Annotated in this window: 18 protein-coding genes; 4 read left to right on the top strand and 14 right to left on the bottom strand. The window is 61.0% G+C overall.

Annotation, left to right across the window (positions count from 1 at the left end; all coding sequences use genetic code 11):
* Positions 1-2,845, bottom strand: a 2,845-nt coding sequence (locus tag GIV26_RS07180) for a DUF6531 domain-containing protein (protein ID WP_236279896.1), incomplete at its 3' end; no start/stop codon positions are given.
* A gap of 273 nt (positions 2,846-3,118) precedes the next feature.
* On the opposite strand from GIV26_RS07180, the gene GIV26_RS07175 reads away from it, so the two are divergent.
* Positions 3,119-4,204, top strand: coding sequence for a DUF1615 domain-containing protein (locus tag GIV26_RS07175; RefSeq protein WP_236279883.1), 1,086 nt, complete (start codon positions 3,119-3,121; stop codon positions 4,202-4,204).
* On the opposite strand, the gene GIV26_RS07170 is transcribed toward GIV26_RS07175, so the two are convergent.
* Positions 4,205-4,999, bottom strand: a complete 795-nt coding sequence (locus GIV26_RS07170) for a DUF4349 domain-containing protein (protein WP_072448762.1) — start codon at positions 4,997-4,999, stop codon at positions 4,205-4,207. It lies immediately after the preceding gene.
* A 157-nt stretch (positions 5,000-5,156) separates the two neighbouring features.
* Between GIV26_RS07170 and GIV26_RS07165 the strand changes: the two genes are divergently transcribed.
* Positions 5,157-5,579 (top strand): PaaI family thioesterase, encoded by a 423-nt coding sequence (locus tag GIV26_RS07165; protein ID WP_072448760.1) that lies wholly within the window; start codon positions 5,157-5,159, stop codon positions 5,577-5,579.
* 241 nt (positions 5,580-5,820) lie between these two features.
* Here the strand turns inward: GIV26_RS07165 and GIV26_RS07160 are convergent, their stop codons facing one another.
* The 3 genes from GIV26_RS07160 to GIV26_RS07150 are packed head-to-tail and all read right to left on the bottom strand — an operon-like array spanning position 5,821 to position 8,403.
* A complete protein-coding gene (locus tag GIV26_RS07160) occupies positions 5,821-7,002 on the bottom strand; it encodes an acetyl-CoA C-acetyltransferase (RefSeq protein WP_003190325.1) in 1,182 nt (393 codons plus the stop codon).
* A gap of 11 nt (positions 7,003-7,013) precedes the next feature.
* A complete protein-coding gene (locus GIV26_RS07155) occupies positions 7,014-7,673 on the bottom strand; it encodes a CoA transferase subunit B (protein WP_005786928.1) in 660 nt (219 codons plus the stop codon).
* Between the two features lie 31 nt (positions 7,674-7,704).
* A complete protein-coding gene (locus GIV26_RS07150; protein ID WP_003190329.1) occupies positions 7,705-8,403 on the bottom strand; it encodes a CoA transferase subunit A in 699 nt (232 codons plus the stop codon).
* A 133-nt stretch (positions 8,404-8,536) separates the two neighbouring features.
* On the opposite strand from GIV26_RS07150, the gene GIV26_RS07145 reads away from it, so the two are divergent.
* Positions 8,537-9,439, top strand: a complete 903-nt coding sequence (locus GIV26_RS07145; RefSeq protein ID WP_034127061.1) for a LysR family transcriptional regulator — start codon at positions 8,537-8,539, stop codon at positions 9,437-9,439.
* Positions 9,440-9,497: 58 nt separating this feature from the next.
* Here GIV26_RS07145 and GIV26_RS07140 read toward each other — a convergent pair whose 3' ends face one another.
* From GIV26_RS07140 to GIV26_RS07110, 6 genes are all read right to left on the bottom strand, one after another.
* Positions 9,498-9,827, bottom strand: a complete 330-nt coding sequence (locus GIV26_RS07140; RefSeq protein ID WP_003190335.1) for a hypothetical protein — start codon at positions 9,825-9,827, stop codon at positions 9,498-9,500.
* A 572-nt stretch (positions 9,828-10,399) separates the two neighbouring features.
* Positions 10,400-11,248 carry an NAD-dependent protein deacetylase gene (locus tag GIV26_RS07130; RefSeq protein WP_236279881.1) on the bottom strand — a complete coding sequence of 283 codons (849 nt, stop codon included), beginning with the start codon at positions 11,246-11,248 and terminating at the stop codon, positions 10,400-10,402.
* 9 nt (positions 11,249-11,257) lie between these two features.
* Positions 11,258-11,698, bottom strand: a complete 441-nt coding sequence (locus GIV26_RS07125) for a CBS domain-containing protein (RefSeq protein WP_034127063.1) — start codon at positions 11,696-11,698, stop codon at positions 11,258-11,260.
* 129 nt (positions 11,699-11,827) lie between these two features.
* Positions 11,828-13,777 (bottom strand): DNA topoisomerase III, encoded by a 1,950-nt coding sequence (locus GIV26_RS07120; RefSeq protein WP_236279879.1) that lies wholly within the window; start codon positions 13,775-13,777, stop codon positions 11,828-11,830.
* A 221-nt stretch (positions 13,778-13,998) separates the two neighbouring features.
* A complete protein-coding gene (locus GIV26_RS07115) occupies positions 13,999-15,621 on the bottom strand; it encodes an MFS transporter (protein WP_236279877.1) in 1,623 nt (540 codons plus the stop codon).
* 91 nt (positions 15,622-15,712) lie between these two features.
* Positions 15,713-17,380 (bottom strand): GMC family oxidoreductase, encoded by a 1,668-nt coding sequence (locus GIV26_RS07110; RefSeq protein ID WP_054895764.1) that lies wholly within the window; start codon positions 17,378-17,380, stop codon positions 15,713-15,715.
* 128 nt (positions 17,381-17,508) lie between these two features.
* Between GIV26_RS07110 and GIV26_RS07105 the strand changes: the two genes are divergently transcribed.
* Positions 17,509-18,402, top strand: coding sequence for a LysR family transcriptional regulator (locus GIV26_RS07105; RefSeq protein ID WP_034127066.1), 894 nt, complete (start codon positions 17,509-17,511; stop codon positions 18,400-18,402).
* Between the two features lie 132 nt (positions 18,403-18,534).
* Here the strand turns inward: GIV26_RS07105 and GIV26_RS07100 are convergent, their stop codons facing one another.
* The 3 genes from GIV26_RS07100 to GIV26_RS07090 form a co-directional block, all read right to left on the bottom strand.
* Positions 18,535-20,394 (bottom strand): DUF3857 domain-containing transglutaminase family protein, encoded by a 1,860-nt coding sequence (locus GIV26_RS07100; protein WP_236279876.1) that lies wholly within the window; start codon positions 20,392-20,394, stop codon positions 18,535-18,537.
* A gap of 147 nt (positions 20,395-20,541) precedes the next feature.
* Positions 20,542-21,642: a DNA alkylation repair protein gene (locus GIV26_RS07095; RefSeq protein WP_089042771.1), complete on the bottom strand. Its 1,101-nt coding sequence runs from the start codon at positions 21,640-21,642 to the stop codon at positions 20,542-20,544.
* A gap of 19 nt (positions 21,643-21,661) precedes the next feature.
* Positions 21,662-23,008, bottom strand: coding sequence for a glutamine synthetase family protein (locus tag GIV26_RS07090; protein ID WP_236279874.1), 1,347 nt, complete (start codon positions 23,006-23,008; stop codon positions 21,662-21,664).
* Positions 23,009-23,018 lie beyond the last annotated feature (10 nt).

The following is a 23,018-nucleotide window of genomic DNA, read 5'->3' as shown; positions in this document are numbered from 1 at the left end:
CCTGGCGGATCAGGCCGTTGGGGTGGTAGTCGAGTTGGTAGGTTTCGCCGGCTTCGTTTTCGATCTCGGTGAGCAATAGCCGAGCGTTGTCGTAGCGGTACTTGACCTGGGTGCCGTCGGCGTTGAGACGGCGGCTGATCAGGTGCAGGCCGTCTGCGTATTCGTAGCGGGTGACGTGGCCGAGTTCATCGCGTTCGGCGATGATTTTGCCGTAGGGGTTGTAGCTGAATTCTCTACATCCACCACCGGGCTCGATCAGCTTTAGCAGACGCCCAACGGCATCCCATTGATATTGAGTGTGAGCCCCATGCTCATCCTCACGCGCAATCTGCCGGCCTAGATCGTCATAGCGATAACGCTTGATCCCACCATTGGGCAATTGCTCTTCAAGCAACTGCCCACGTTCATTCCACACCAGCCGATGACAACTGCTGTCCGGGTACCAAATCCCCGTCAGTTGCCCATGTTTGTTGTAGCTGTAGTCAGTCGAGTTGCCATCGGGATCGGTCCTACGTGTTACATCGCCTTGCTCATTACGCTCATATTTCCAGACCGCCTCACCACGGCGCACAACTCGTACGAACCCATTGTCATGCTCGTAGGATGTCGGCTCATCCTCCCCCGGAAACAGCGCCACCAAGCGTCCGGCGTCGTCATATTGATAGGCCGTCACCGCGCCCATCGGGTCTTGCTCGACGGTCAGCCGGCCCTGGTCGTCGTAGGATTTGAAATGCGTGGCACCATCCGGATCAATCCTCTGTACCAGCCGCGCCCGCTGATCATGGACATACACCTCCTGGCTACCATCGGCGTTATGCACCGTGACACGCCCGTCATCCCCCCAGGCGTAACGCGTGTCCATCTGCGAAAAACTTGCCCAATGCCGGACGCAGCGCGCCGCCTTGCCCGCGCGTTCCCATTCCCAGAAGAAACTCGCGCCACCGGCCAGTTGGCGCTCAAGAATGACGTGCTGATCGTCGTACCGATAACGCTCGCTTTCCCCGACAGCATTGGTCGCGCAGACCAGTCGTCCGTGTTCGTCGTAGGCGTAGGAAACAAGGTTCTGTTCGGTTTCCCACACGTAGGGCTCACGCCCTTTGGCGCGATGCACCTGGTAGTCCACCGCGACGATGCGGTCCAGCTCATAGCGCAGTAGTAGGGAACGACCAGCACCGTTATCCAGCCGCTCAATCCGTCCTGAGCGATCACGGCAAATGCGCAGACGGTTGTCATACGCATCGCTGATGGAAACCAAGACACCGTTACGAAAGTGATAAAACCGCGACGCCTGGGCCAGCACCAGTTCATCAGGTGCCGAACCCAAGTAGATCGCCGCTTCGGCCAGGCTGTTAGTAATCGCCGGTCGATTTGAAGTCGGCAAGGGCAGGGTAGTCGAGCGGTTCTCATGGTCGGTCCACACCACCGAATCGCCCGACACACAAAGCCTGTGAGCCAGCGCATGGCTCCAGCCAAACCCCAATCCACAATCGACCTCCACCGCACTGGTGCGGTACAGCCGCGTCCACTCAAACGGCAGAATCCCATCCAGCGCGCCGTCAGTAAGGGTGAGCAATTCCTCGCCTGTAACCATCGACACCGGGCAACCCTGGGTGACGGTCTTGTCCGCTGGTGCCGCCGCATCCCCCTTCAGATTCGAAGCCACGGCAGGCGCATCATCGACGTGTTCCTGCCGGACCAATACGGTCTGCCGGGTCTTGCTGCGCACCACCGGCACCGGGTTCGAAACCAGCGTGTCGCCTGCCTTCAGCGGCACAGCCGGCACTGCCTTGACCGGCGTCGCCGCACTGCTCAGCAACACCGGTTTGGCGACTTCGACATGGGTCTCCAGCCGAGGCCCCGCCACCTGCTTGGCCAGCAATTCCAACAACGCCCGCGCCCGCCCGGATTTGACGTGGCTGAGCACACCAGCCCCCAATCGCGCCACCACGCCCATCCCACCCAAGACGCGAATCAGCAGTAGATTGATCAGCACCTCACCGGTAATTTCACCCCACAGTTCCGCCATCTCCGGTGGCGGGAGCATGCGCATCCAACTGACCAGCGCCGACAGGTAGACAAACAGCAGCGGCTCATCACTGAGCACCAACAAGCCTTGGGCTATCGCATCACTGCCCAGTGTCAGCAGTTCATCGAGCTCGGTTTGAGAAAGGTATTGCAGCAGTTTTTCGCTGTTGGGCTTGAGGTCCGCCAGCAGCGCAGACAGCTCGCCAATGTTGTCCCACAGGCTGTAAAGCGCTTTGCCTAACCCACTGGCAAAAGCCGCTTCCAGCAAGCGGCGCCGCTCAAGCGGGCGGGCGTCTGCATAATTTTTCCACTGGGCCTGGAAGGTGTCGGTCCACTCTTTGCGCAGCCGGGCTTCCAACGCTGCGATCACTGACTGATAGGACGCATACAGTGCTTTGAGGTGATCCTGGGAAACGTTGGGGTAGAAACTCACCCGGTATTGCTGGTTGCGATCACACTCGGTGACTTCGAGGATGCCACTGGGGCCGATGGTCTTATGGAGGGGCTCGCCCAGCGGGCCGCCGTTTGGATCAACGCGTTGCACGATCACCGGGGTGTTGCCGATGGGTACGAACCTCGTGCTCTGGAACATATGCACCAGGGTCAAGGTACCCGTGGCCTGGCAGGTGGCGACGGTGCTGCTGGGAAACAGGGAGCGATTGACCGGGGCAACCAGCGCGACGTCATCCCCGACCTTGAACACCTGTTCGACGTCCAGCGCGGAGAAGCTCCAAAAGCTTTTGGCCCACTCGTCAAAGGTGTTCAAGCAATCGCGAAAGTCACGGAAGACGCCCTCGACGTCGACCGTTTCCACGTTCATTGGCGTCAGCGCCAACCTGCCAATGGCCGGGTTCAAGTGGCGGCCCCGTCAACCGCACGCGTCACGAAAAAAACCATCTGCACTCCCTCGCACTGTTTGATCAGGCGAGGGACTTTGCAGAGGTTTGCCGGGGTGAGGAGTAGAGCTTATCCGGCAGTTGTGTGGGATGTTTCAGTTACTGCCAGGCACTGGGTTCGGCATGCCAACGAACCCCGGTTAGACTTACCTGTCGATATCAGCACTGCCCGGCCCGTCGTTAACCAAGGAAGCCTCATGTATTCAACGCGTCTGCTGCTCTGCCTTTTTCCTTTACTGGTACTGGCCGGGTGCTCAACTTCCCGTGACCCCCAGCAGCCCGAGCGCAGTGAAGCCGAGGTGAAGGCGCAGATCGTGCGCCTGCTGCCGGCCAAGGTTGCGGACCGTAACGGTTGGGCCCAGGACATCTACACCGCGTTCGACACCCAGAAAATCTACCCCAGCACCGAAAACATCTGTGCGGTGCTGGCGGTGACGGAGCAGGAGTCCACCTATCAGGTCGACCCGCCAGTGCCGGGCATGGGCAAGATCGCCCAGGATGAAATCCTGCGCCGCGCCGGCAAGGTGCACGTGCCGGCATTCGTGGTGCGCAGCGCCTTGCAACTGCGCTCGCCCACCGGCAAAACCTACGCCGACCGTTTGAATGCCGCCCGTACGGAAAAGGACCTGAGCGCGATTTTTGACGACTTCATCAGCATGGTGCCCCTGGGCAATACGCTGTTTGGCGGGTTCAACCCGGTACACACTGCTGGCCCCATGCAGGTCAGTATCGACTTTGCGCAGAAACAGGCGCGGGGTTATCCCTACACGGTGGACGGCACGATTCGCCGCGAAGTGTTCACCCGTCGCGGCGGCATGTACTTCGGCATCGCCCACTTGCTCGGTTACCCGGTGAGCTACGATCAGCCGCTGTACCGCTTTGCCGATTTCAACGCCGGTTGGTACGCCAGCCGCAATGCCGCGTTCCAGGCCGCGGTCAGCCGTGTTTCAGGCAAAGAGCTGGCGCTGGATGGGGATTTGATCCGCTATGGCTCATTGTTGCCCGGCACCACCGAGTTGGCGGTGCGTTCACTGGGGGCGAAGTTGGATATGCGCAACCCGAGCATCCGCAGCCAACTGGAGCAGGGCGAGCAGTTGGATTTCGAGGACACCACCTTGTACAAGCGCGTCTTCGCCTTGGCTGACCAGGCGGCCGGCAAGCCGCTGCCACGGGCGATCCTGCCGGGTATTGTGCTCAAGAGCCCGAAGATCACCCGCAACCTGACCACGGCCTGGTTTGCCAAGCGTGTGGATGAGCGCTACCAGCGCTGCATGAAGCGTTGATCAACTGCGGCGCTTGACGAACCGGCGCCACAAGCCCACCCACAACCACACCACCGGGAACGCCAGGATCACGAAGGGCAGCACATAGCTGGCACGTTCCAGGGCGTCTGCGGTGCCGTTCACCAGGTTGTCTCCCAGGTTGCTGAACATCCGGGTGAACCTTGACACCTGGTTGGCGCCGTCGGAGGAGCGGAAGTTCAAGGTCATGCGGTTGGTGTCGAGGCGGCGTTGCTGGCCGGCGGCAACCTGGGCCAGTTCCTGCAGCTCGTTTTCAATGCCGGCTTGCTCTTTGCTCAGGACGATCAGGTCGCTGACGGTGATGTCCTTGCGCTTGGCCAGTTCATCGAGGCGTTGCTGCTGGGCTTGCAGGCGGTCCTGGCGACGGCGCACATCCGCCACGGCATCGGCCAGGTCTTCGGCAGTGGTGATGCGCTGGCCGAGCTTACCGCCTTCTGCCGCCAGGGCGACCATCGGTTCCACACCCGTGGGCGCGATTCGCAGGATGATCTGGCCGCCTTGGCCGTCTTCGGTGATGCCAAGGATATTGCAGGCACCAAAGCGCGCCGTTTCGCACGCCTCACGAGTGGCCTGCATACGCGGCGCAAGCAGGGCGCCGGGCAGGGCCAGGGCCAATTCATGCTCATAGGCCAGTTGCGCCCCGGCCTTGCCCTGTTCGCCATTGATGACGGTGGCGCGAGAGTGGTCCGTGGGGGAACAACCGGCCAAGGCCAGGCCGGCAAGCAAGATCAACAGCGGCGCGCGAAGCGGGTGGGAGTTGCCGTCCAGGTGGCGCATGGCGTTTCCTTGAAATGTGCAGGAGAAATTGGCCGAGATTAAAGCGGGTCTGGCCCATTAACGCAAAGCATTGCCCGGGATTTGCCCGGCTGATGGTGGTGGCTGTCGGGTCGGGGCTGGCGTACACCTCAGGCCTCACCCCAGGGAAGCATCCGCCATGAACGTTCAGACTGTCCCCCAAGGCTTTGTCCCGTTGCCGCGCAGCAGTCCGTTGCTGGAACTGCTCGGCCCGGCGTATTGCCGTGGCGAAGGTTTGCAATTGGAAGTCGGCTTGCGCGCCGATCATCGTCACGCCAATGGGCGCGGTACGGTACATGGCGGGGTGCTGGCGACGCTGGCCGATATCGGCATGGGGTACGCCATGGCGTTTTCCAGTGAGCCGCCGTTGCCGTTGATTACCGCCAGCATGACCGTGGATTACCTGGGCGCCGTGCAGGTAGGGGAGTGGATGGTGGTGCGTCTGGAAAGCCACAAGCGCGGACGGCAGATGGCGTTCGCCACGTTGAGTTTGCAGGTGGTGGAGCGGGTGGTGCTGCGGGCGAGCGCGGTGTTCGCGGTGCCGCAAGCTGACAGGCAGTGAGATCAAATGTGGGAGCTGGCTTGCCTGCGATAGCGGTGTGTCAGTTAGCAATGGTCTGACTGATAGACCGCTATCGCAGGCAAGCCAGCTCCCACATTTTGACCGAGTTCATTCAGGGGGATCGATAAAAGAAAAGGCCTGGCTTTTCGTGGAGCCAGGCCTTTTCTATGTTGCTCTATTGGCGTGGGGCTGCTACGCAGCCCAACGGGAGCAAGCTCCCTCGCCACAATAGCGATCCGATTCAGTTGCGTTCGAGCGCCAGGGCGACACCTTGGCCGCCACCGATGCACAGCGTTGCCAAACCTTTCTTGGCATCGCGCTTGATCATTTCGTGCAGCAGGGTCACCAGTACGCGGCAGCCTGAAGCACCGATCGGGTGGCCGATGGCGATGGCGCCGCCGTTGACGTTGACCTTCTGCGCGTCCCACTCCAGCTCTTTGCCCACCGCCAGTGATTGCGCGGCGAAGGCTTCGTTGGCCTCGATCAGGTCCAGGTCCGCAAGCTGCCAGCCGGCCTTGTCCAGGCAGCGGCGGGTGGCCGAGACCGGGCCGATGCCCATAATGGCCGGGTCGACGCCCGCGTTGGCGTAGCTGGCGATACGCGCCAGTACGGGCAGGCCGAGTGCCTTGGCTTTGTCGGCGCTCATCAGCAGCACGGCCGCAGCGCCGTCGTTCAGGCTGGAGGCGTTGCCGGCGGTGACGCTGCCGTCTTTCTTGAACGCAGGCTTGAGCTTGGCCAGGGATTCGGCGGTGGTGCCGGCGCGGGGTTGTTCGTCCACCGCGAAGGCCACCGGGTCGCCTTTGCGCTGGGGAATCAGGATCGGTGTGATCTCATCGGCAAAGCGTCCGGCTTCGATAGCGGCGGCAGCTTTTTGCTGGGAGGCGGCGGCAAAGGCGTCCTGGGCTTCGCGGCTGATGCCGTACTTATCCACCAGGTTCTCGGCGGTGATGCCCATGTGGTAATCGTTGAACGCATCCCACAGGCCGTCGGTGATCATGCTGTCGATCATCTTCGCGTGGCCCATGCGCAACCCGGTGCGTGCGGCAGGCAGTACGTACGGGGCCAGGCTCATGTTCTCCATGCCACCGGCAATGATCACCTCGGCGTCGCCGCAACGAATGGCCTGGGCGCCCAGGTGCAAAGCCTTGAGGCCCGAACCGCAGACCTTGTTCAGAGTCAGGCTCGGCACGGCATGGGGCAGGCCGGCAAGGATCGAAGCCTGGCGCGCCGGGTTCTGGCCGCTGCCTGCGGTGAGCACCTGGCCGAGGATCACCTCATCCACTTGCGCCGGGTCCAGGCCGGTCTGCTCCAGCAGGCGACGGATCACGGCGGCGCCCAGTTCCGGGGCCGGAATGTTCGCCAGCGAACCTTGGAAGCTGCCCACGGCGGTGCGGGTGGCAGCAACAATCACGACGTCTTGCATGGAATCTGTCCTCACTGGAAGTGCATTTCTGGAACGTGGTCCGGGACGATCAGTTTACCGGCGGTCTTGCTCACAATCTCTTCAACGCTGACGCCAGGTGCGCGTTCCTTGAGGACAAAAGCGCCATTTTCGATTTCCAGGTACGCCAGATCCGTGAGCACACGCTTGATGCAGTTGGCACCGGTCAGCGGGAGGCTGCATTGGCTGAGCAACTTGGACTCACCGTCTTTGGATGCGTGAGTCATGATCACAATGATGTTTTCTGCGCCGGCTACCAGGTCCATGGCACCGCCCATGCCCTTGACCAGCTTGCCGGGGATCATCCACGAAGCGATGTTGCCCTGTACGTCCACTTCGAATGCGCCCAGTACGGTGAGGTCGACATGCCCACCGCGAATCATCGCGAACGACTCGGCGGAAGAGAAGATCGAGGCGCCGATGCGTGCGGTGACGGTCTGCTTGCCGGCGTTGATCATGTCGGCGTCGATGGTTTCTTCGGTTGGGAACGGGCCCATGCCAAGCAGGCCGTTTTCCGATTGCAGCATCACTTCCATGCCGTCGGGGATGTAGTTGGCCACCAGGGTCGGAATGCCGATACCGAGGTTCACGTAGTAACCGTCCTGCATCTCGCGGGCAACGCGTTGAGCCATTTGTTCGCGGGTAAGCGCCATGATTGTTTCCTCTTATTGTTCTGGACGGGGATTATTTGCGGACGGTGCGCTGTTCAATGCGCTTTTCGAAGGTGCCGCAGATGATCCGGTCGACGTAGATGCCTGGGGTGTGGATCTGCGCCGGGTCCAGCTCGCCCGGTTCGACGATTTCCTCGACTTCGACAACGGTGATCTTGCCGGCGGTGGCGGCCAGCGGGTTGAAGTTCTGGGCGGTGTGACGGTAGATAACGTTACCGAAATGGTCGGCTTTCCAGCCTTTGACGATGGCAAAGTCTCCGGTGATGGACTCTTCCATCAGATACGGGCGACCCTTGAATTCGCGGGTCTCCTTGCCTTCGGCAACGGGGGTGCCGACGCCGGTGGCGGTGAAGAAGGCCGGGATGCCGGCCCCGCCTGCGCGCATTTTTTCTGCCAGGGTGCCTTGAGGGGTAAGCACCACCTCAATCTCGCCGCTGAGCAGTTGTTTCTCGAAGAGGGCGTTTTCACCCACGTAGGAAGCGATCACTTTGCTGATCTGCTTCTGTTCCAGCAGCACGCCCAGGCCGAAGCCATCGACGCCGCAGTTGTTGGAAACCACCGTCAGGTCGCGGGTGCCTTTGCGCTTGATTTCGGCAATGAGGTTTTCCGGAATGCCACACAGGCCAAAACCACCGGAGAGCACGGTCATGCCGTCTTCCAGGCCTGCCAGCGCTTCTTCATAGGACGCCACGCGTTTATCGAAACCTGCCATATGCACCTCTTTTATTGTTTGTGGTCCAGCCAGTGAGTTGAGTGTTGCGCCAGCGGATTGATTTGTTAAGTTGTTTTTTAAGGTTGATTGATTTAGAAAACCGCATAGTCCAACCGTCGTCCGGAGCTGCGTCATGACCGTTAAACAGATGCGTGCCTTTCTCGCCGTCGCGCAAAGCCTGAGTTTTGCCGCGGCCTGCGAGCGTTTGCACCTCTCCCAGTCGGCGTTGAGCTTGACCATCAAGGGCCTGGAAGAAGGCTTGGGCGGGCGCCTGTTCAGCCGTAATACGCGTAACGTCGCGCTGACCCCTGAAGGCGAGTCCCTGCTGCCCCTGGCCCGCCGGCTGATTGCCGATTGGGACAACGCCGAAGACGAGCTGCGCCAGCGTTTTACCTTGCAACGCGGGCGCGTCACGGTGGCCGCTATGCCGTCGTTCGCCGGCAACCTGTTGCCGCCGATCCTGAAGATATTCCGCGCCCGTTACCCTCAGGTGAACGTGACGGTGCATGACCTGATCAATGAGCAGGTGCTGGAGATGGTGCGCGACCGTCAGGTGGAGCTGGGGGTGGCGTTCGAGCCGTCCGATGGTTCGTCATTGGCGTTCACGCCGTTGTACCTGGATCGCTTTGTCGCCGTGGTCCCGGGGGATTCACCCTTGGCACAGCGTGCTGAAATCGACTGGAAAGCCTTGTTGGAGCAGCCGTTCATCACCCTGCAGCGGCCTTCCACTGTGCGGGTGATGCTGGAAGAACACCTCGGCGCCTTGCAGATGAAATTGCCCGTTGCCTTGGAAAGCCATCAACTGGCGACGGTGGGCAAGATGGTTGCCAGCGGTTTGGGGGTTAGTGCAGTGCCAGCGTTATGCGCCAGGCAGATGGAGGAGGCGGGAGCCCATTGCATTACCTTGACTGGCCCGGTGATCGAGCGGCCGATTGGGGTGCTGACCAAGCCGGGGCATGAACTGTCGGCGGCGGCGCAGGTGTTGTTTGATATCTTTCGGGATGAGGCGGGGAAGGGCAGGTTTCCAACTTTTTAAATCAGTAAATACAAATGTGGGAGCTGGCAAGCCAACTCCCACATTGATTGAGCACTACTTAGTAGTAACGGTCGATCACTTTAACTTGCGAGCTGTCTTTGAAAGACGCCCAGGCATTGTTAAGTGTGTCGAACACTTGCTCGATAAAGTTGCGATCAGCGGCGGCCTTCTTGCCGACATAACCCTGGCCACGGCGGTACATCTTCAGGCGCGCCGCCAGCTCACGGTTGTTACGGTCAAACTCGGCTTCTTCGGTATGGGGCGCCAGGCAGTCAATTTGCACTTCGCCCGATTTGCCAATCCACAGGATATGGTCGTCGAGTGTGTCTTTCTGCGCTGCGAACATCTCAGCCAATTCATCGATAGTTGGTTGGTTGTTCAAATTCATGTGTAAGCCCCTTGACCAGTTGGCGATCTATCAGTTGATTCGTTAATACCAGTAAGTTGTCTCCGGTCACTAAAACCGGGCGTCAGCGACGGGCTGCCGAATACGGGCAGGGTCTTGAAGCTGATGCATGTAGTCTTGCTGATGAACTGCTACGCAATGCTCTGATTGCGAAGACAAGCCGCGTTTGAGCGCCTTGTACCTGTCCCTTCCGGGGCCGGTCACTTCATCAATCTGCCTTGTGGGCAGTGCACATCCGGAAAAACAGCTCGGCGGTCAGACGAGCCTGTTCGAAACGCTTGTTACCAACGCTCCCGATCCGAGAGACGTCTAGATCATGCAAGGACAAAAAGGTTACGTCAACGGTTATGTAGTGATTATTTTTGATCACTACATAATTTGTTGTGGGGGACGGGGCAATGCGGGAAAACGTGACTTGGGCGTCATTTTTTGGAAGTGATGGTCGAGCGCCTCAACCCTTGTAGGAGCGAGCTTGCTCGCGAAAAACTCGGGCTCGCCGTGGGGTGTCAGGTTGCCCCGGTTATCGTTGACGATTTTCGCGAGCAAGCTCGCTCCTACAGGGAGAGCTGGTCGACCAGTAATGGCAGTAGTCGCTCACAGGACGCCTGAATTTTCACCTGCAACAACTCATCCCCCCGAGTCTTGCCCAGGTTGATGGCAATCACCGGCTTACCCTGTTCAACCATAGCCTTGCACAGGCGAAACGCCGAATAGGCCATCAGCGACGACCCCACCACCAACAGCCCTTCGGCATGCTCTACCGCCGTCATTGCCTTGAGCGCCGTCGCCGGCGCGACGTTTTCGCCAAAGAACACCACATCCGGTTTCAGCCGTTCGCCATTGCAGTGCGGGCAGCGGGGTACCTGGAAGTGCTGTTCAAACGCCGGATCAAGCAAGGTGTCGCCATCCGGCGCTTGCACCGCATGAACCTGTGCCATGTGCGGGTTATCGACCTCCATCTGCCGCTGGATCACGTCGCGCTCGCTGCGCAGTTGGCAATCCAGGCACAGCACCCGATGCAAGCTGCCATGCAGCTCGATCACATCCTGGCTGCCGGCCTGGTCATGCAGGGTGTCGACGTTCTGCGTGATCAGCCCGCTGATATGGCCACGGTGCTGCAGCGTCGCGAGCGCCAGGTGGGCCTTGTTCGGCTGGGCAATGCGCACCCGTGGCCACCCCAGCATCGCCCGCGCCCAGTAGCGGCGCCGCGCCTCGGGAGTGGCGAGGAACTCCTGGTACATCATCGGTGGCTTGCCCCGGCGTACACCTTCCCCGTCCCGGTAATCCGGGATACCCGAAGATGTACTTATCCCTGCGCCGGTCAGCACCAGGAAACGCCGGCCGGACATGGCCCGGTGCAGAGTATCGAGGTGGTCTTCCTGATGGTCCAGCGTGTCGAGCATGGGTTCCCCCTATTCGCCGCGGATGTACTGTTCCAGTTGCTGGATCAAGGCCGCTTGTTCGGCAATTGCTTCCTTGACCAGGTCACCGATAGACAGCAGGCCCAGCAGTTTGCCGTCTTCGACCACCGGCAGGTGGCGCAGATGACTGTCGGTCATGATGTTCATGCATTCCTCGACACTCTTGTGAGTATCCACAGTGATCACCGGCGAGCTCATCACCTCATGGACCTTGGTGGTAACTGACGAGAGGCCCTTGAGCATGATTTTACGTGCGTAATCCCGTTCACTGATGATGCCGACCACCACGTCATCCCTGACCACTGGCAAGGCACCGACGTTTTTCTCCGACATCCGCACCAGCGCTTCAAATACGGTGTGGTCCCATTTGATCGTGTGGACATCCTGGTTTTTCTGGTCCTTGGCTTTCAGCAGTTGTGCGACGGTCTTCATGGCGGCCACTCCGGTGTTGTTGTTGGTAGTCCAGATCCCCTACAGAATCCTAGACCGAACCCGCCGGAGCAAGGGCCAATGCGGCGTTAAACCTGTCGAAAAACGTCATGTGCCAGTCTTTTTTGGTATTTATCCCGCATTTGCCGGCTTTTTTCCGTGCTTGGGGTTGGTGCCAGCTTTACGTGGGGCGGCCTTGCGCTTCTTTTTCCACGGCGTCGCACCTCGGCCAGCCGGGCTGGCGGGGCCAGTGATAGTCATGCGCATGCCGTTACAGCGTGCCACCTGCTTGCTCATCCAAGCCGCTTGCTTGGCGACGAATTCCTCCAGGCTCATTTCGCCGCTTTGCACCATGTCCAGTGCCTGTTCCCAGATGGCGGTGGTGCCGGGGTCGGCGATGGCGCGGGGCACCGCGTCGATCAGGCTGAACGCGGCCGGGGTTGCCGACAGGGCCTTGCCGTTTTTCACCAGATAACCGCGATCCAGCAAGCCCTGGATGATCCCGGCGCGGGTGGCCTCGGTGCCGATGCCAGTGGTGTCCTTGAGTTTTTGCTTGAGCAACGGGTCCTCCACCAACTTGGCGACGTTTTTCATGGCCTTGATCAGGTCGCCTTCGGTAAAGGGCTTGGGCGGCTGGGTCCACAGGTCTTTGAGGTTGACCTTGGCCACGGCGTAGTCGTGGCCCTGCACCAGCGTCGGCAAAGCTTGGGGCGCAGGCGCTTCGCGACCTTTGGCGGGTGCCAGCGCTTCGGGCAAGGCGCGTTTCCAGCCCGGTTCAATAATGACTTTGCCCACCGCGCGCAACGCCTGGCCGGCACAGTCGAAATCGGCCTGGGTGCGGTCGTATTCATGGTTGGGCAGGAACTGCGCCAGGTAGCGCGCACGAATCAGCGTATAGACCGCACGGTGCTTGCCGGTCAGTTGGCTGACCTCCTTGCCGGCTCCGGTGGGGATGATGCCGTGGTGGGCGCTGACTTTCGCGTCGTTCCAGGCCCGCGAACGGCGCCGAGGGTCGATGTGCGACATCAGCTCGTTGACCGCCGTGTCCGCACGGCCCAGCGCCGCAAGGATCTTCGGCGCTTCACTGTGCTGGCTCAATGGCAGGTAGCCGCAATCGCTGCGCGGGTAGGTGATGGCCTTGTGGGTTTCGTACAGGGATTGGGCGATATCCAGGGTTTCCTGGGCACCCAGGCCGAGCTTCTTCGAACAGATCTCCTGCAAGGTGCCGAGGTCGAAGGGCAGGGGCGCCACTTCGCGCATGCGCTCGGTACGCAGCTTCACCAGCCGCGCCGTGGCGGCGTTGAGCATGGCGTCGGCGGTGTCCCGCGCCAGTTGCGGGTTGAGGCAACGGCCCTGGTCGTCACAGGCATCTTCAGGGGCGCGCCATTGGGCGGTGAAGGTGATGTGATCGTGGCGCAGGTCGACATCGATGGCCCAATAGGCCACCGGCACGAAATCGGCGATGCTGCGATCACGGTCCACCACCAGGCGCAGGGTCGGGGTTTGCACCCGGCCTACCGGGAGTACGCCCTGGTAACCGGATTGGCGCCCCAGCAGGGTAAACAGGCGGCTCATGTTCATACCTATCAGCCAGTCGGCGCGCGAGCGCCCCAGGGCCGAGTGATACAGGCTGAAGGTTTCTGCACCGGGTTTGAGCGCCGCCAGGGCCTTGCGAATGGAGGCGTCGTCGAGTGCCGACAGCCACAGCCGCTGGATCGGCCCGCGGTAGCGGCAGTGTTCCACCAGTTCACGGGCGATCATCTCGCCTTCACGGTCGGCGTCGGTGGCGATCACCAGTTCCTGGGCTTCCCCCAGCAAGCGCTTGACGGCCTTGTATTGGCTGGCGGTCTTGGGCTTGACCAGCATTTTCCATTTATCCGGGACGATCGGCAGGTCAGCCAGCACCCAGCGTTTGTATTTGGCGTCGTAGGCGTCGGGCGGGGCGGTTTCCAGCAGGTGGCCGATACACCAGGTGACCGTGACTCCATTACCCAGCCAGCACCCATCGCCGCGGCGGCTGGCGCCGAGCACGGCCGCGATATCCTTGGCCTGGGAGGGTTTTTCACAGAGGTACAGCCGCATGGTCATCACATCAGATCGGGTTGATGCCTTGCAGGATGCTTATTTGAAGGGGTTTGAGCAACCATTATCTGTATGGATGTACAGCAATTTGTGTGGGTGCCATACGCCGCTGTAGGAGCGAGCTTGCTCGCGAAGGTCGTTAACGATGACGCGGGGCGCCTGGTGCCCCGCGTTGCTCTCAGGTTCTTCGCGAGCAAGCTCGCTCCTACAGGGCAGAGGTATCAGTTGTTTTCGATATCCACATGCCGGGTTTCCTTGAGGCAGAACAACCCGACGATCAGGCTCACGCCCGTCACCACCACCGGGTACCACAACCCATAGAAGATATCGCCGGTGTACACCACCAAGGCAAACGACACCGTCGGCAGGAACCCGCCAAACCAGCCGTTACCGATGTGGTAGGGCAGGGACATCGAGGTGTAGCGGATGCGCGTCGGAAACAGCTCAACCATCAGCGCTGCCAACGGCCCGTAGCACATAGCAGCGATGAAGATCAGCACCACGATCAGCACCACCACCATCAGCTTGTTGACCTGGGCCACATCCGCCGATGACGGGTAACCGGCCAGGGCCACGGCGCCACGCAGGGCCGCTTCATCAAAGCCGTCGATACGCACATCGCCGACGCTCACTTGCACCGGGCTGCTCGCAGGGGCGGCGGCGCTGCTGTAGGGCAGACCCTGTTTGACCAAGAAGGTCTTGACCTTGTCGCAGGGGCTGTCAAAACGAGCTTTGCCCACCGGGTCGAACTGGAAGGTGCAGGTGGCCGGGTCGGCCAGTACGGTGATCGGCGCCTGTCGGCTGGCCTGGTCCATTGCCGGGTTGGTGTAGTGCGCCAGGCCCTTGAAGATCGGGAAGTACAGGGCGGTCGCCAGCAGCAGGCCGAGCATCAGCACTGGCTTGCGCCCGACCTTGTCCGACAGCCAACCAAACAGGATAAAGAACGGCGCGCCAATTACCACGCTGATGATCAACAGCATATTGGCCAGGGCCGGGTCCATGCGCAGGAATTGGGTGAGGAAGAACAGCACATAAAACTGCGCCGCGTAGAAGGTCACCGCCTGCCCGCCGTTGATACTGAACAGCGCGATCAGCACCACCTTGAGGTTTTCCCATTTGCCGAAGGACTCGCGAATCGGCGCCTTGCAGGCCTTGCCTTCCTCTTTCATCTTCAAGAAGGCGGGCGACTCGTGCAGGCTCATGCGGATCCAGGTCGAGATGCCCAGCAGCACGATGGAAAACAGGAACGGAATGCGCCAGCCCCACACTTCGAACTGATCGCCGGTGAAGTAACGGCAGGCCAGCACCACCAGCAGCGACAGCAGCAGGCCGAGGGTGGCGGTGGATTGAATCCAGCTGGTGTGCAGGCCGCGCTTGCCCGGTGGCGCATGCTCGGCCACGTAGGTAGCAGCGCCACCGTACTCACCGCCCAGCGCCAGGCCCTGCAGCATGCGCAGCACAATGAGGATGATCGGCGCAGCAATGCCGATGCTGGCGTAGGTCGGCAGCAACCCGACGCAGAAGGTTGCCACGCCCATCAGGATGATGGTCACGAGGAAGGTGTACTTGCGCCCGATCATATCGCCCAGCCGGCCGAACACCAGCGCACCGAATGGCCGCACTACAAAGCCTGCGGCAAAGGCCATCAAGGCAAAGATAAACGCCGTGGTGTCGTTGACCCCGGCAAAGAACTGCTTGCTGATCACCGCCGCCAGGGCGCCGTAGAGGAAAAAGTCATACCACTCGAACACCGTCCCCAAGGAGGAGGCGAAGATGACCTTTCTTGATTCGTTGGCGGTACTTGCACTGGCCGCCGAGCCCAGGGGTTGAGCATGTTCTGACATCGGGTGTCCCTCACAGTGATTATTTATTGTTGTTCCACTGTCGGCGCTGACCTCGGCGCCGGTGTTTTTCAACTTCATATAGCGTTAATGGTTACGCGGGGTGCCCTGTGGTGCGCGGGGCTGGTGGGTTTTTCGCGAGCAAGCTCGCTCCTGCAGTGTTGGGTGACAGGATCAGCTGCGCGGCCTTCTCCGCGATCATCAGCGTGGGTGAGCAGGTATTGCCGGAGGTGATGCGCGGCATGATCGACGCATCGGCAATGCGCAGGCCGGGAATGCCGTGTACGCGCAGCTGGCTGTCGACCACGGCGTCTTTGTCATCGCCCATGCGGCAGGTGCCCACCGGATGGAAAATCGTGGTACCGATCCGTGCAGCGGCCTCGTGCAGTTGTTCTTCAGTTTGCAGGGCTTCGCCGGGCAGGTATTCCACCGGTTTGAACTGGCTCAGGGCCGGAGCGGCGACGATGCGCCGGGTCAGGCGAATAGCGTCGGCGGCCACGCGCAAGTCTTCGGGGTGGCTGAGGTAATTAGGCTGTATCAGCGGCGCATCCGCCGGGTTGGTCGAACGGATATCCACCCGGCCGCGACTTTGCGGGCGCAGGTCGCAGACCGATGCGGTAAACGCCGGGAAGCCGTGCAACGGTTCGCCAAAGCGTTCCAGGGACAGTGGCTGCACATGGTATTGCAGGTTGGCCGAGGTCTGCTCCGGGCCGGAGCGGGCAAACGCGCCAAGCTGGCTGGGCGCCATCGACAGCGGGCCGCTGCGGTCGTACAGGTAGCGCAGGCCCATGCCCATCTTGCCCCACAATGTGCCGGCGATCTGGTTCAGGGTGCGGGCATTTTCCAGCTTGTAGATCAGGCGCAGTTGCAGGTGATCTTGCAGGTTGCCGCCAACGCCTGGCAGCTCGTGCACCACGTTGATACCCAGCGGCTTGAGCACATGGGAAGGGCCGATCCCTGAGCGTTGCAGAATGCCCGGCGAACCCACCGAGCCGGCGCACAGTACGATCTCTTTGCGCGCCTTCCAGCTCAGTGCCTGGCCGTGTTGGCGTCCCAGTACCTGCGAGGCACGACCGTTTTCCAGTAGCACACGCTCAACCTCTACCTCAGTCAGCACGGTGAGGTTGGGGCGCTGGCGGATCGGCTTGAGGAACGCCTTGGCCGCATTCCAGCGCACACCGGCTTTCTGGTTGACCTGGAAGTAACCGCAGCCCTCGTTGTCGCCCTGGTTGAAGTCATTGATATTGGCGATGCCGCTTTGGGCAGCCGCCTCACGAAACGCATCGAGGATCGGCCACGACAGGCGCTGTTGCTCTACGCGCCACTCACCGCCCTCGTTGTGGAATTCAGAGCCGCCGGCAAAATGGTTTTCGCTCTGTTTGAACAGCGGCAGTACGTCTTTCCAAGCCCAGCCCGCGTTGCCCGCCGCCGCCCAGCCATCGTAGTCCTGGGCCTGGCCGCGCATGTAGATCATGCCGTTGATGGACGAGCAGCCGCCCAGCACTTTGCCCCGTGGGTAACTCAAGGCGCGCCCCTGCAGGCCGGCTTGAGGTTGGGTCTTGAAGCACCAGTCGGTGCGTGGGTTGCCGATGCAGAACAGATAGCCGACGGGGATATGGATCCAGGGGTAGTTGTCGCGGCCACCGGCTTCCAGCAGCAGGACACGGTGAGCCGGGTTGACGGACAGACGATTGGCCAGCAGGCATCCGGCAGGGCCGGCGCCGACGACGATGTAATCGTATTCAGCAGTTGCATTGGGCATCTGGGGTCTCGCTTGTTTTTCTTATTGGGCCCATCCTAGTTGTTAGTTTTCGTCTTAAAAATGTTAGTTTTTACCCACCCGCTGTGCGTTTTTAAACAACGCCGGCGGGCCCAGGCTCTGGAGGCGATATGTTCGACTGGAATGACCTGCGGTTTTTTCTCGAGTTGCAGCGCAGTGGCCGCCTGCTCACCGCCGCCCAACGCCTGAAAACCACGCATGCCACCGTGGCGCGGCACATCGACGCCATCGAGAAAAGCCTCGGCACGGCGCTGTTCGTGCAGCACGCCCAGGGCTATGAACTGACGCCTGCCGGCGAAGCATTGCTCAAACATGCCGAAGCTATGGAAAACGTGGCACTGCTGGCCGAAGACGAGCTCACCCACTCTGCGGCGCCCCTGGGCAAGATTCGCCTTGGTGTAGCCGAAGGGCTGGGCGTGATGTTTCTGGCCGCACGCATGGGCGGGTTGTTTGAACGCTATCCAGGTTTGGAGGTGGAGCTGGTCGCGGTGCCGCGTTTCGTCAGCATCCTCAATCGCGAAGCGGAGATCAGCATTCACTTGGAACGCCCCAGCGCCGATCAACTGGTGACGCGCAAACTCACCGATTATCGTCTGGCGCTGTACGCCAGCCGTGCCTACCTGGCGCGTAACCCGCCCATCGAAAAACGTGAAGACCTCTCTGCCCATGCCTGGATCGATTATGTCGATGACCTGCTGTTCAGCCAGGAATTGAAGTTCCTCAACAGCTTCTGCCGTAGCCCCCGGGTGGTGTTCCACAGCACCAGCGTGATCGCCCAGCACCAGGCGGCGCGTTCGGGGTTGGGCATTGCGGTGTTGCCATGTTTCATGGCGGCTGGGGATGGAGAGTTGGTGCCGTTGCTACCGGCGGAGGGTATCCAGCGCAGCTATTGGATCAGTTCGCGCCGGGAGCTGCACAAGTCGGTGCGGTTGCGGGTGTTGTGGGATTATGTGGTGGAGCTGTGCGCAAGGGAGCAGGGCTTGTTGCTCGGCGAATCCCGCTGACACACACGGATTAAAATGTGGGAGCTGGCTTGCCTGCGATGGCGGTGTGTCAGTCACCGATGGGCAAGCTGACTGGCCGTCATCGCAGGCAAGCCAGCTCCCACATTTGGATCGTGGTGTGTCAGGGACAGTCTAGAGCTTTACTACCTGATGCACCTGCTCGGCACAGGCCCGGGCCTCTTCAATCATCTTTCCGAACGCATCGCTGGTGACTTCGGCATGGGTCAGCCAGCGCTTTTTCTGGCTCAGGCGATAGTGATAGCGCAGCGAGCCGTCCTCCAGTTTTCCGTCCAGGTAGAGGTCGTACCAGGGCGAGCGTACCTTGCAGCCGGGGATGGCTTTTTCCATCTTCCCGCCTGCCAGGGTGTAGGTGTAGTCATAGGTTTCAGGATTGCCCAGGTAAAGGTCGGCCTGTTGCCCCTGGCGGCGATAGTTGATGTAGCCCTCCCAGCGGTCTTTCAAGGACGGGTCGGTGTAGACATAGTCATTGGCCAGTTTTTCCACGGCGCGCTGATCGTTCATGCGGGCGGTGACGCTGTAGCCGTCATGTACCACAAAGCGGGTGGGTTCGCGGGTGATCTGGCAGTCGCTGATATCGTTGCCGAAGTTGGCGCAGATGTTCTGGTCGGTGGCGGTGGTGCCTTGCTGGCGGTCTGCGACGCTCAGTTGCATCAGCGGCAGGCGGCTGAAGGTAATAGTCGCCTTGACCGCGCCATCTCCCTCTTTGCCGTACTGCACCTGTTTGTCCAGGCGTATCGAGACTTCGGGGCGCTCCAGTGGGATGTGTTCTTCACGCACCTGGCCCTGGGCATCGTTGACCAATACCCAGCGGTCCTGAATATCGGGCATGGTCTGGCCTGGGGCAAAGACCGGGTTGGTCGGGTCAAGCCACCACACCTGGCCATTCACTTCGGCACGCACGATGGCGTGGTTCGGCGCCTGGGTGCCAGGAATCAGCAGGGCATCGACCACGTCGCCACGGCTGACCCACGCGGTCTCAGCCTTGATGCCACTGGCCTTGAGCATGGCCGTCAGCAGCGTCGCCAGGTCCTTGCAGTCGCCATAGCCGTGCTGCTCGATTTCCGCCAGGCTGAACGGCACATAGCCGCGCTCGGTCGCCCGCCAGTCACCCAGGTAGCGGTAATGATCATTGATGTGCTGCATCATTGCCGCGACTTGCTCAGCTGGCGCCAGGCTGCGTGCGGCGGCCACGGCGGCGGCGGCTTGCGCCGGCAGGGTGGCGCCAAGGATCTGGTTGTAACGCTGGGCGAAATCACCGAAGTACGCCTGGCGGTCCACGGCGCTGCCCACTTCCAGGCGTGGGACGCGCAGCAGTGCGGCGGCGGAGGATTCATTGATGTAGTTGAGGTAGGTCGGGGCTTTTTGCACCACATCCAAGGTCTTGCCGTTGCTCGAAGGCGTTACCTTGAAACCGTCGAACAATTCGCTGCGCCACTGCATCGGTCGTTCGGCGGTAAAGCGCGCCTTGAAGCGATCGCGACGGGCTGAGCTGGGCCCGAACTTGAGCACATAGTGGAACTGAGTCATCAGCGGTTTGGCCGGGTAATGCTGGCGTACCGTGTAGCGGATCTGCGTGCCCACGCGCATGTTGGGGAAGGCCAGGGAGGTTTGCTTGTCGCGGCTGAAGCCTTGGTCCGGGTTGGGTGCGCTGCGGGTATCGATTTGCGTGGCGGCCAGGGCGACCGGCTTGGCGCCAGGCTGGGTGGATTGAGCGCTGACCACTTCAAAGGTGTCGGCTTCGGAGTAGTCGAAGTCGATGCGCGAGAGCATTTCGCGGCCGTTGGCCTTGAGGATCGTGTAGCGGTAAGTGGTGGTGCAGTCGGTGCTGGCGTCGCGGTTGAAGTGGCAGTGCAGCTCGGTGTCACTGGCCAGCGGGGCTTCGGCTATGGGTTGCAGGGCTGCGCTGACGGAATGGGAAACCAGCCCCAGGCTGATGGCAATCAAAGGGCGGTGAAACGAAAAACGGTACATGGGCGCCTCGGGTGACACATTGAAACAGCTACCCGGCGGGTAGCGAGAAGGCGCCGGATGATAATAGATCTCAACGGCAAAGGCCAGGATTGTTCGACAATTTATCGGGCTGAAAAGCCCGTGCTAGAGCCTTTTGTTTGATTTGTGTCAAGGTTTCAGCAGTTCGAACTCTGCACTGGCCAGGCGTTCACCGTTGATCAAAACATGTATCCGATGCGTGCCGGGGTAGTGCTTGCGCGTGGTCAATTCGCGGATGTGCTGCTCGCGGTTGATGGTCTGCCGTTCGCCGGCGCCCAAGGTAAAAGCCTTGAGCTTGAACACTTTGGATGCGCTGTGGCCAGCGCTTTTTACGTAGTCGATGGCGTAGTCCACCACCAGTTTTTGCGCGTGGTTGGCGGTGGATTCCAGCTGGAATGACAGATTGATCCGCTCGCCCAATCGGATCACGGCGGGGGTGACGCTCAGTCCACGGATCGTCACCTCAGCCTTGGCTCCGGCCCCCATGATCGTCAGCGCGCGGGTGTCGCCTTGCTTGATCAAGCTGCGCAACGCATGGCGAGCGATCCAGGCGGTGTGGGCGTTGGCCAGGTTCCAGCCTTCGATCACATTGAGCACCCAGTCGGGGTGGTCCTTGGTGATGTCATTGAGGTGGTTGGCCACCGACTTGCGCACATAGAGGCTGCTGTCGGCCCTGAGGTTATCCAGGATCGACGCACATAACTTGGGGTTGGCCTGCACGTTGGCGAGGCGAAACGACCAAGGCAGGCGAGGGCGTGAGCCTTCACTGGCCAGGCGGCGTACGTGTTCGTTGCCATCCAGCGACCATTGCTGCATCACTGCCAAGGTGCGCTCGAAGTCGTGCAGTAAGAAGTGGCGAATGGCGAACTCGGCCGAACCAAAGGTGGTGAAAAACTTCAGCGCGGCCATTGAACGTTTGAAATCACCCAGGCCATAACTCGCCACGTAATGCGCCAGGAACAGGCTGACAAAGCCGCTGTTGATGCGCGGTGCCAGAGCGTAAAGCAGCTTGAGGGTTTGCGCATAATCCAGCGGGATCACCGCGTGCAGGCTCTCGCTGACCCGGGCCATGCGTTGCATCACCGATAACTCGGCCAGCCCGACGCAAGCGTGCTGGAGAAAACCCTTGGCGTCGAACGCCGGGTACACCACAGTCATTTCGGTGGCGATGTGTTGCAGGCGTTCGATGTTGAAGATTTCCTTGAGGGCCGGGGCGGCTTGGTCGCTCATCTGCATTTCCATGGTGGGGTCAGAGAAACCAGCGATATTCTCGCGCATGGATCTCTTGTTGAAAGGCCAGGTGATCCTGGCGTTTGTTCTCGCAATACACGTCGACAAATTCCGCGCCCAGCTTGTCGCGCAGTATTGGTTGCTGCTGCATGGCACGCACGGCGTCGAGCATTTCCACCGGGAAATCGGTGCCGCTGTTGCGGTCTTCGTTCAATGGCGCGATGGGTTCGCGCTTGGCCTCAAGCCCGTGCTCCAGGCCCACCAGGATTGCCGCCAGCACCAGGTAAGGGTTGGCATCGGCGCTGGCCAGGCGGTGCTCGATCCGCAGGTTGCGCGGGTCGGACTCGGGGATGCGCACACAGGCATCGCGGTCTTCAAAGCCCCAGCTCGCCCGCGTCGCAGCGTTGACCGTGCCGCCCAGGCGACGGAAGGCGTTGTGGTTGGGCGAGAAGATCGGCATGCAGTGGGGCAGCAATTCCAGGCAACCGGCTACGGCGTGGCGCAATGGCTGCTGCTGATGGGCCGCTAGCAAGTTATTGCCCGCTGCGTCGTAAAGGCTGACATGCACGTGCATGCCGCTGCCGGGAAATTGCAGATAGGGTTTGGCCATGAAGCTGGCGCGGTAACCATGCTTGAGCGCAACGCCACGGGTGCTGCGGCAGAACAGGGCGGCCCAGTCGGCGGCGCGCAGGCCGTCATCGCAGTGGCCGAAGTTGATCTCGAACTGGCCGGGGCCGATCTCGGCGGTGATCACCGTGATGTCGATGCCTTGGTCCTTGGCGGTTTGCGCCATGTCGTCGAGCACGTCGCTGAAACGCGACAGCCGTTCGATATGCAGGTTGGGCTGGTCGTCGGCATCCCCACTGAGCGGGTCGCGGGCGAATTGCGGCAGGCCGTTTTCCAGCTGTTTATCGAACAGGTAGAACTCCAGCTCAAACGCCACCACGGGATGAATGCCCTGATGCTGCAAGCGTTCCAGGACCTTGCCCAGGACTTCGCGGGGTTCGAACTCGATGGGCGCTTCGGTGCCGTCCGAGGTGATGAGCATTTGCCCCAATGGCTGCGACTCCCAGTTCACCGGTTTGAGCGTGCCGGGCACCAATCGGCGATTGGCATCCGGGTCGCCATCGTTGAAGCAGTAGTCGCCAATCTTGAACAACCCCCCCTGGACCCCCAGCAATACCGCATTCTGCGGCAGCTTCAGCGGGCTGCCGGCGGCGACTTTTTCAAGCATCTCCACGGGGTAGCGCTTGCCGTAGAAATGCCCGGGAATGTCCAGGGCGATCAGGTCGACATAGCGCACGTCGGGGTGGTTCTGGCGAAAGCTGCGTACTTCGGCCAGCAACTTGGAGGAATGGCTTTTCACGGGTGCAGCT

Origin of the sequence: Pseudomonas sp. PA-1-3F (genome assembly GCF_021609665.1) — a bacterium.
Taxonomy (GTDB): Bacteria; Pseudomonadota; Gammaproteobacteria; order Pseudomonadales; family Pseudomonadaceae; genus Aquipseudomonas; species Aquipseudomonas paracarnis.
This window is presented reverse-complemented; position numbering and strand designations above follow the sequence as displayed.

Coding starts and splice junctions, on each gene's coding strand:
- GIV26_RS07150 (WP_003190329.1), bottom strand. CDS start 8,403: ATGGCAGGTTTCGATAAACGCGTGGCGTCCTATGAAGAAGCGCTGGCA.
- GIV26_RS07115 (WP_236279877.1), bottom strand. CDS start 15,621: ATGTCAGAACATGCTCAACCCCTGGGCTCGGCGGCCAGTGCAAGTACC.
- GIV26_RS07170 (WP_072448762.1), bottom strand. CDS start 4,999: ATGCGCCACCTGGACGGCAACTCCCACCCGCTTCGCGCGCCGCTGTTG.
- GIV26_RS07120 (WP_236279879.1), bottom strand. CDS start 13,777: ATGCGGCTGTACCTCTGTGAAAAACCCTCCCAGGCCAAGGATATCGCG.
- GIV26_RS07095 (WP_089042771.1), bottom strand. CDS start 21,642: ATGAGCGACCAAGCCGCCCCGGCCCTCAAGGAAATCTTCAACATCGAA.
- GIV26_RS07140 (WP_003190335.1), bottom strand. CDS start 9,827: ATGAATTTGAACAACCAACCAACTATCGATGAATTGGCTGAGATGTTC.
- GIV26_RS07155 (WP_005786928.1), bottom strand. CDS start 7,673: ATGGCGCTTACCCGCGAACAAATGGCTCAACGCGTTGCCCGCGAGATG.
- GIV26_RS07105 (WP_034127066.1), top strand. CDS start 17,509: ATGTTCGACTGGAATGACCTGCGGTTTTTTCTCGAGTTGCAGCGCAGT.
- GIV26_RS07165 (WP_072448760.1), top strand. CDS start 5,157: ATGAACGTTCAGACTGTCCCCCAAGGCTTTGTCCCGTTGCCGCGCAGC.
- GIV26_RS07160 (WP_003190325.1), bottom strand. CDS start 7,002: ATGCAAGACGTCGTGATTGTTGCTGCCACCCGCACCGCCGTGGGCAGC.
- GIV26_RS07100 (WP_236279876.1), bottom strand. CDS start 20,394: ATGTACCGTTTTTCGTTTCACCGCCCTTTGATTGCCATCAGCCTGGGG.
- GIV26_RS07125 (WP_034127063.1), bottom strand. CDS start 11,698: ATGAAGACCGTCGCACAACTGCTGAAAGCCAAGGACCAGAAAAACCAG.
- GIV26_RS07110 (WP_054895764.1), bottom strand. CDS start 17,380: ATGCCCAATGCAACTGCTGAATACGATTACATCGTCGTCGGCGCCGGC.
- GIV26_RS07175 (WP_236279883.1), top strand. CDS start 3,119: ATGTATTCAACGCGTCTGCTGCTCTGCCTTTTTCCTTTACTGGTACTG.
- GIV26_RS07145 (WP_034127061.1), top strand. CDS start 8,537: ATGACCGTTAAACAGATGCGTGCCTTTCTCGCCGTCGCGCAAAGCCTG.
- GIV26_RS07130 (WP_236279881.1), bottom strand. CDS start 11,248: ATGCTCGACACGCTGGACCATCAGGAAGACCACCTCGATACTCTGCAC.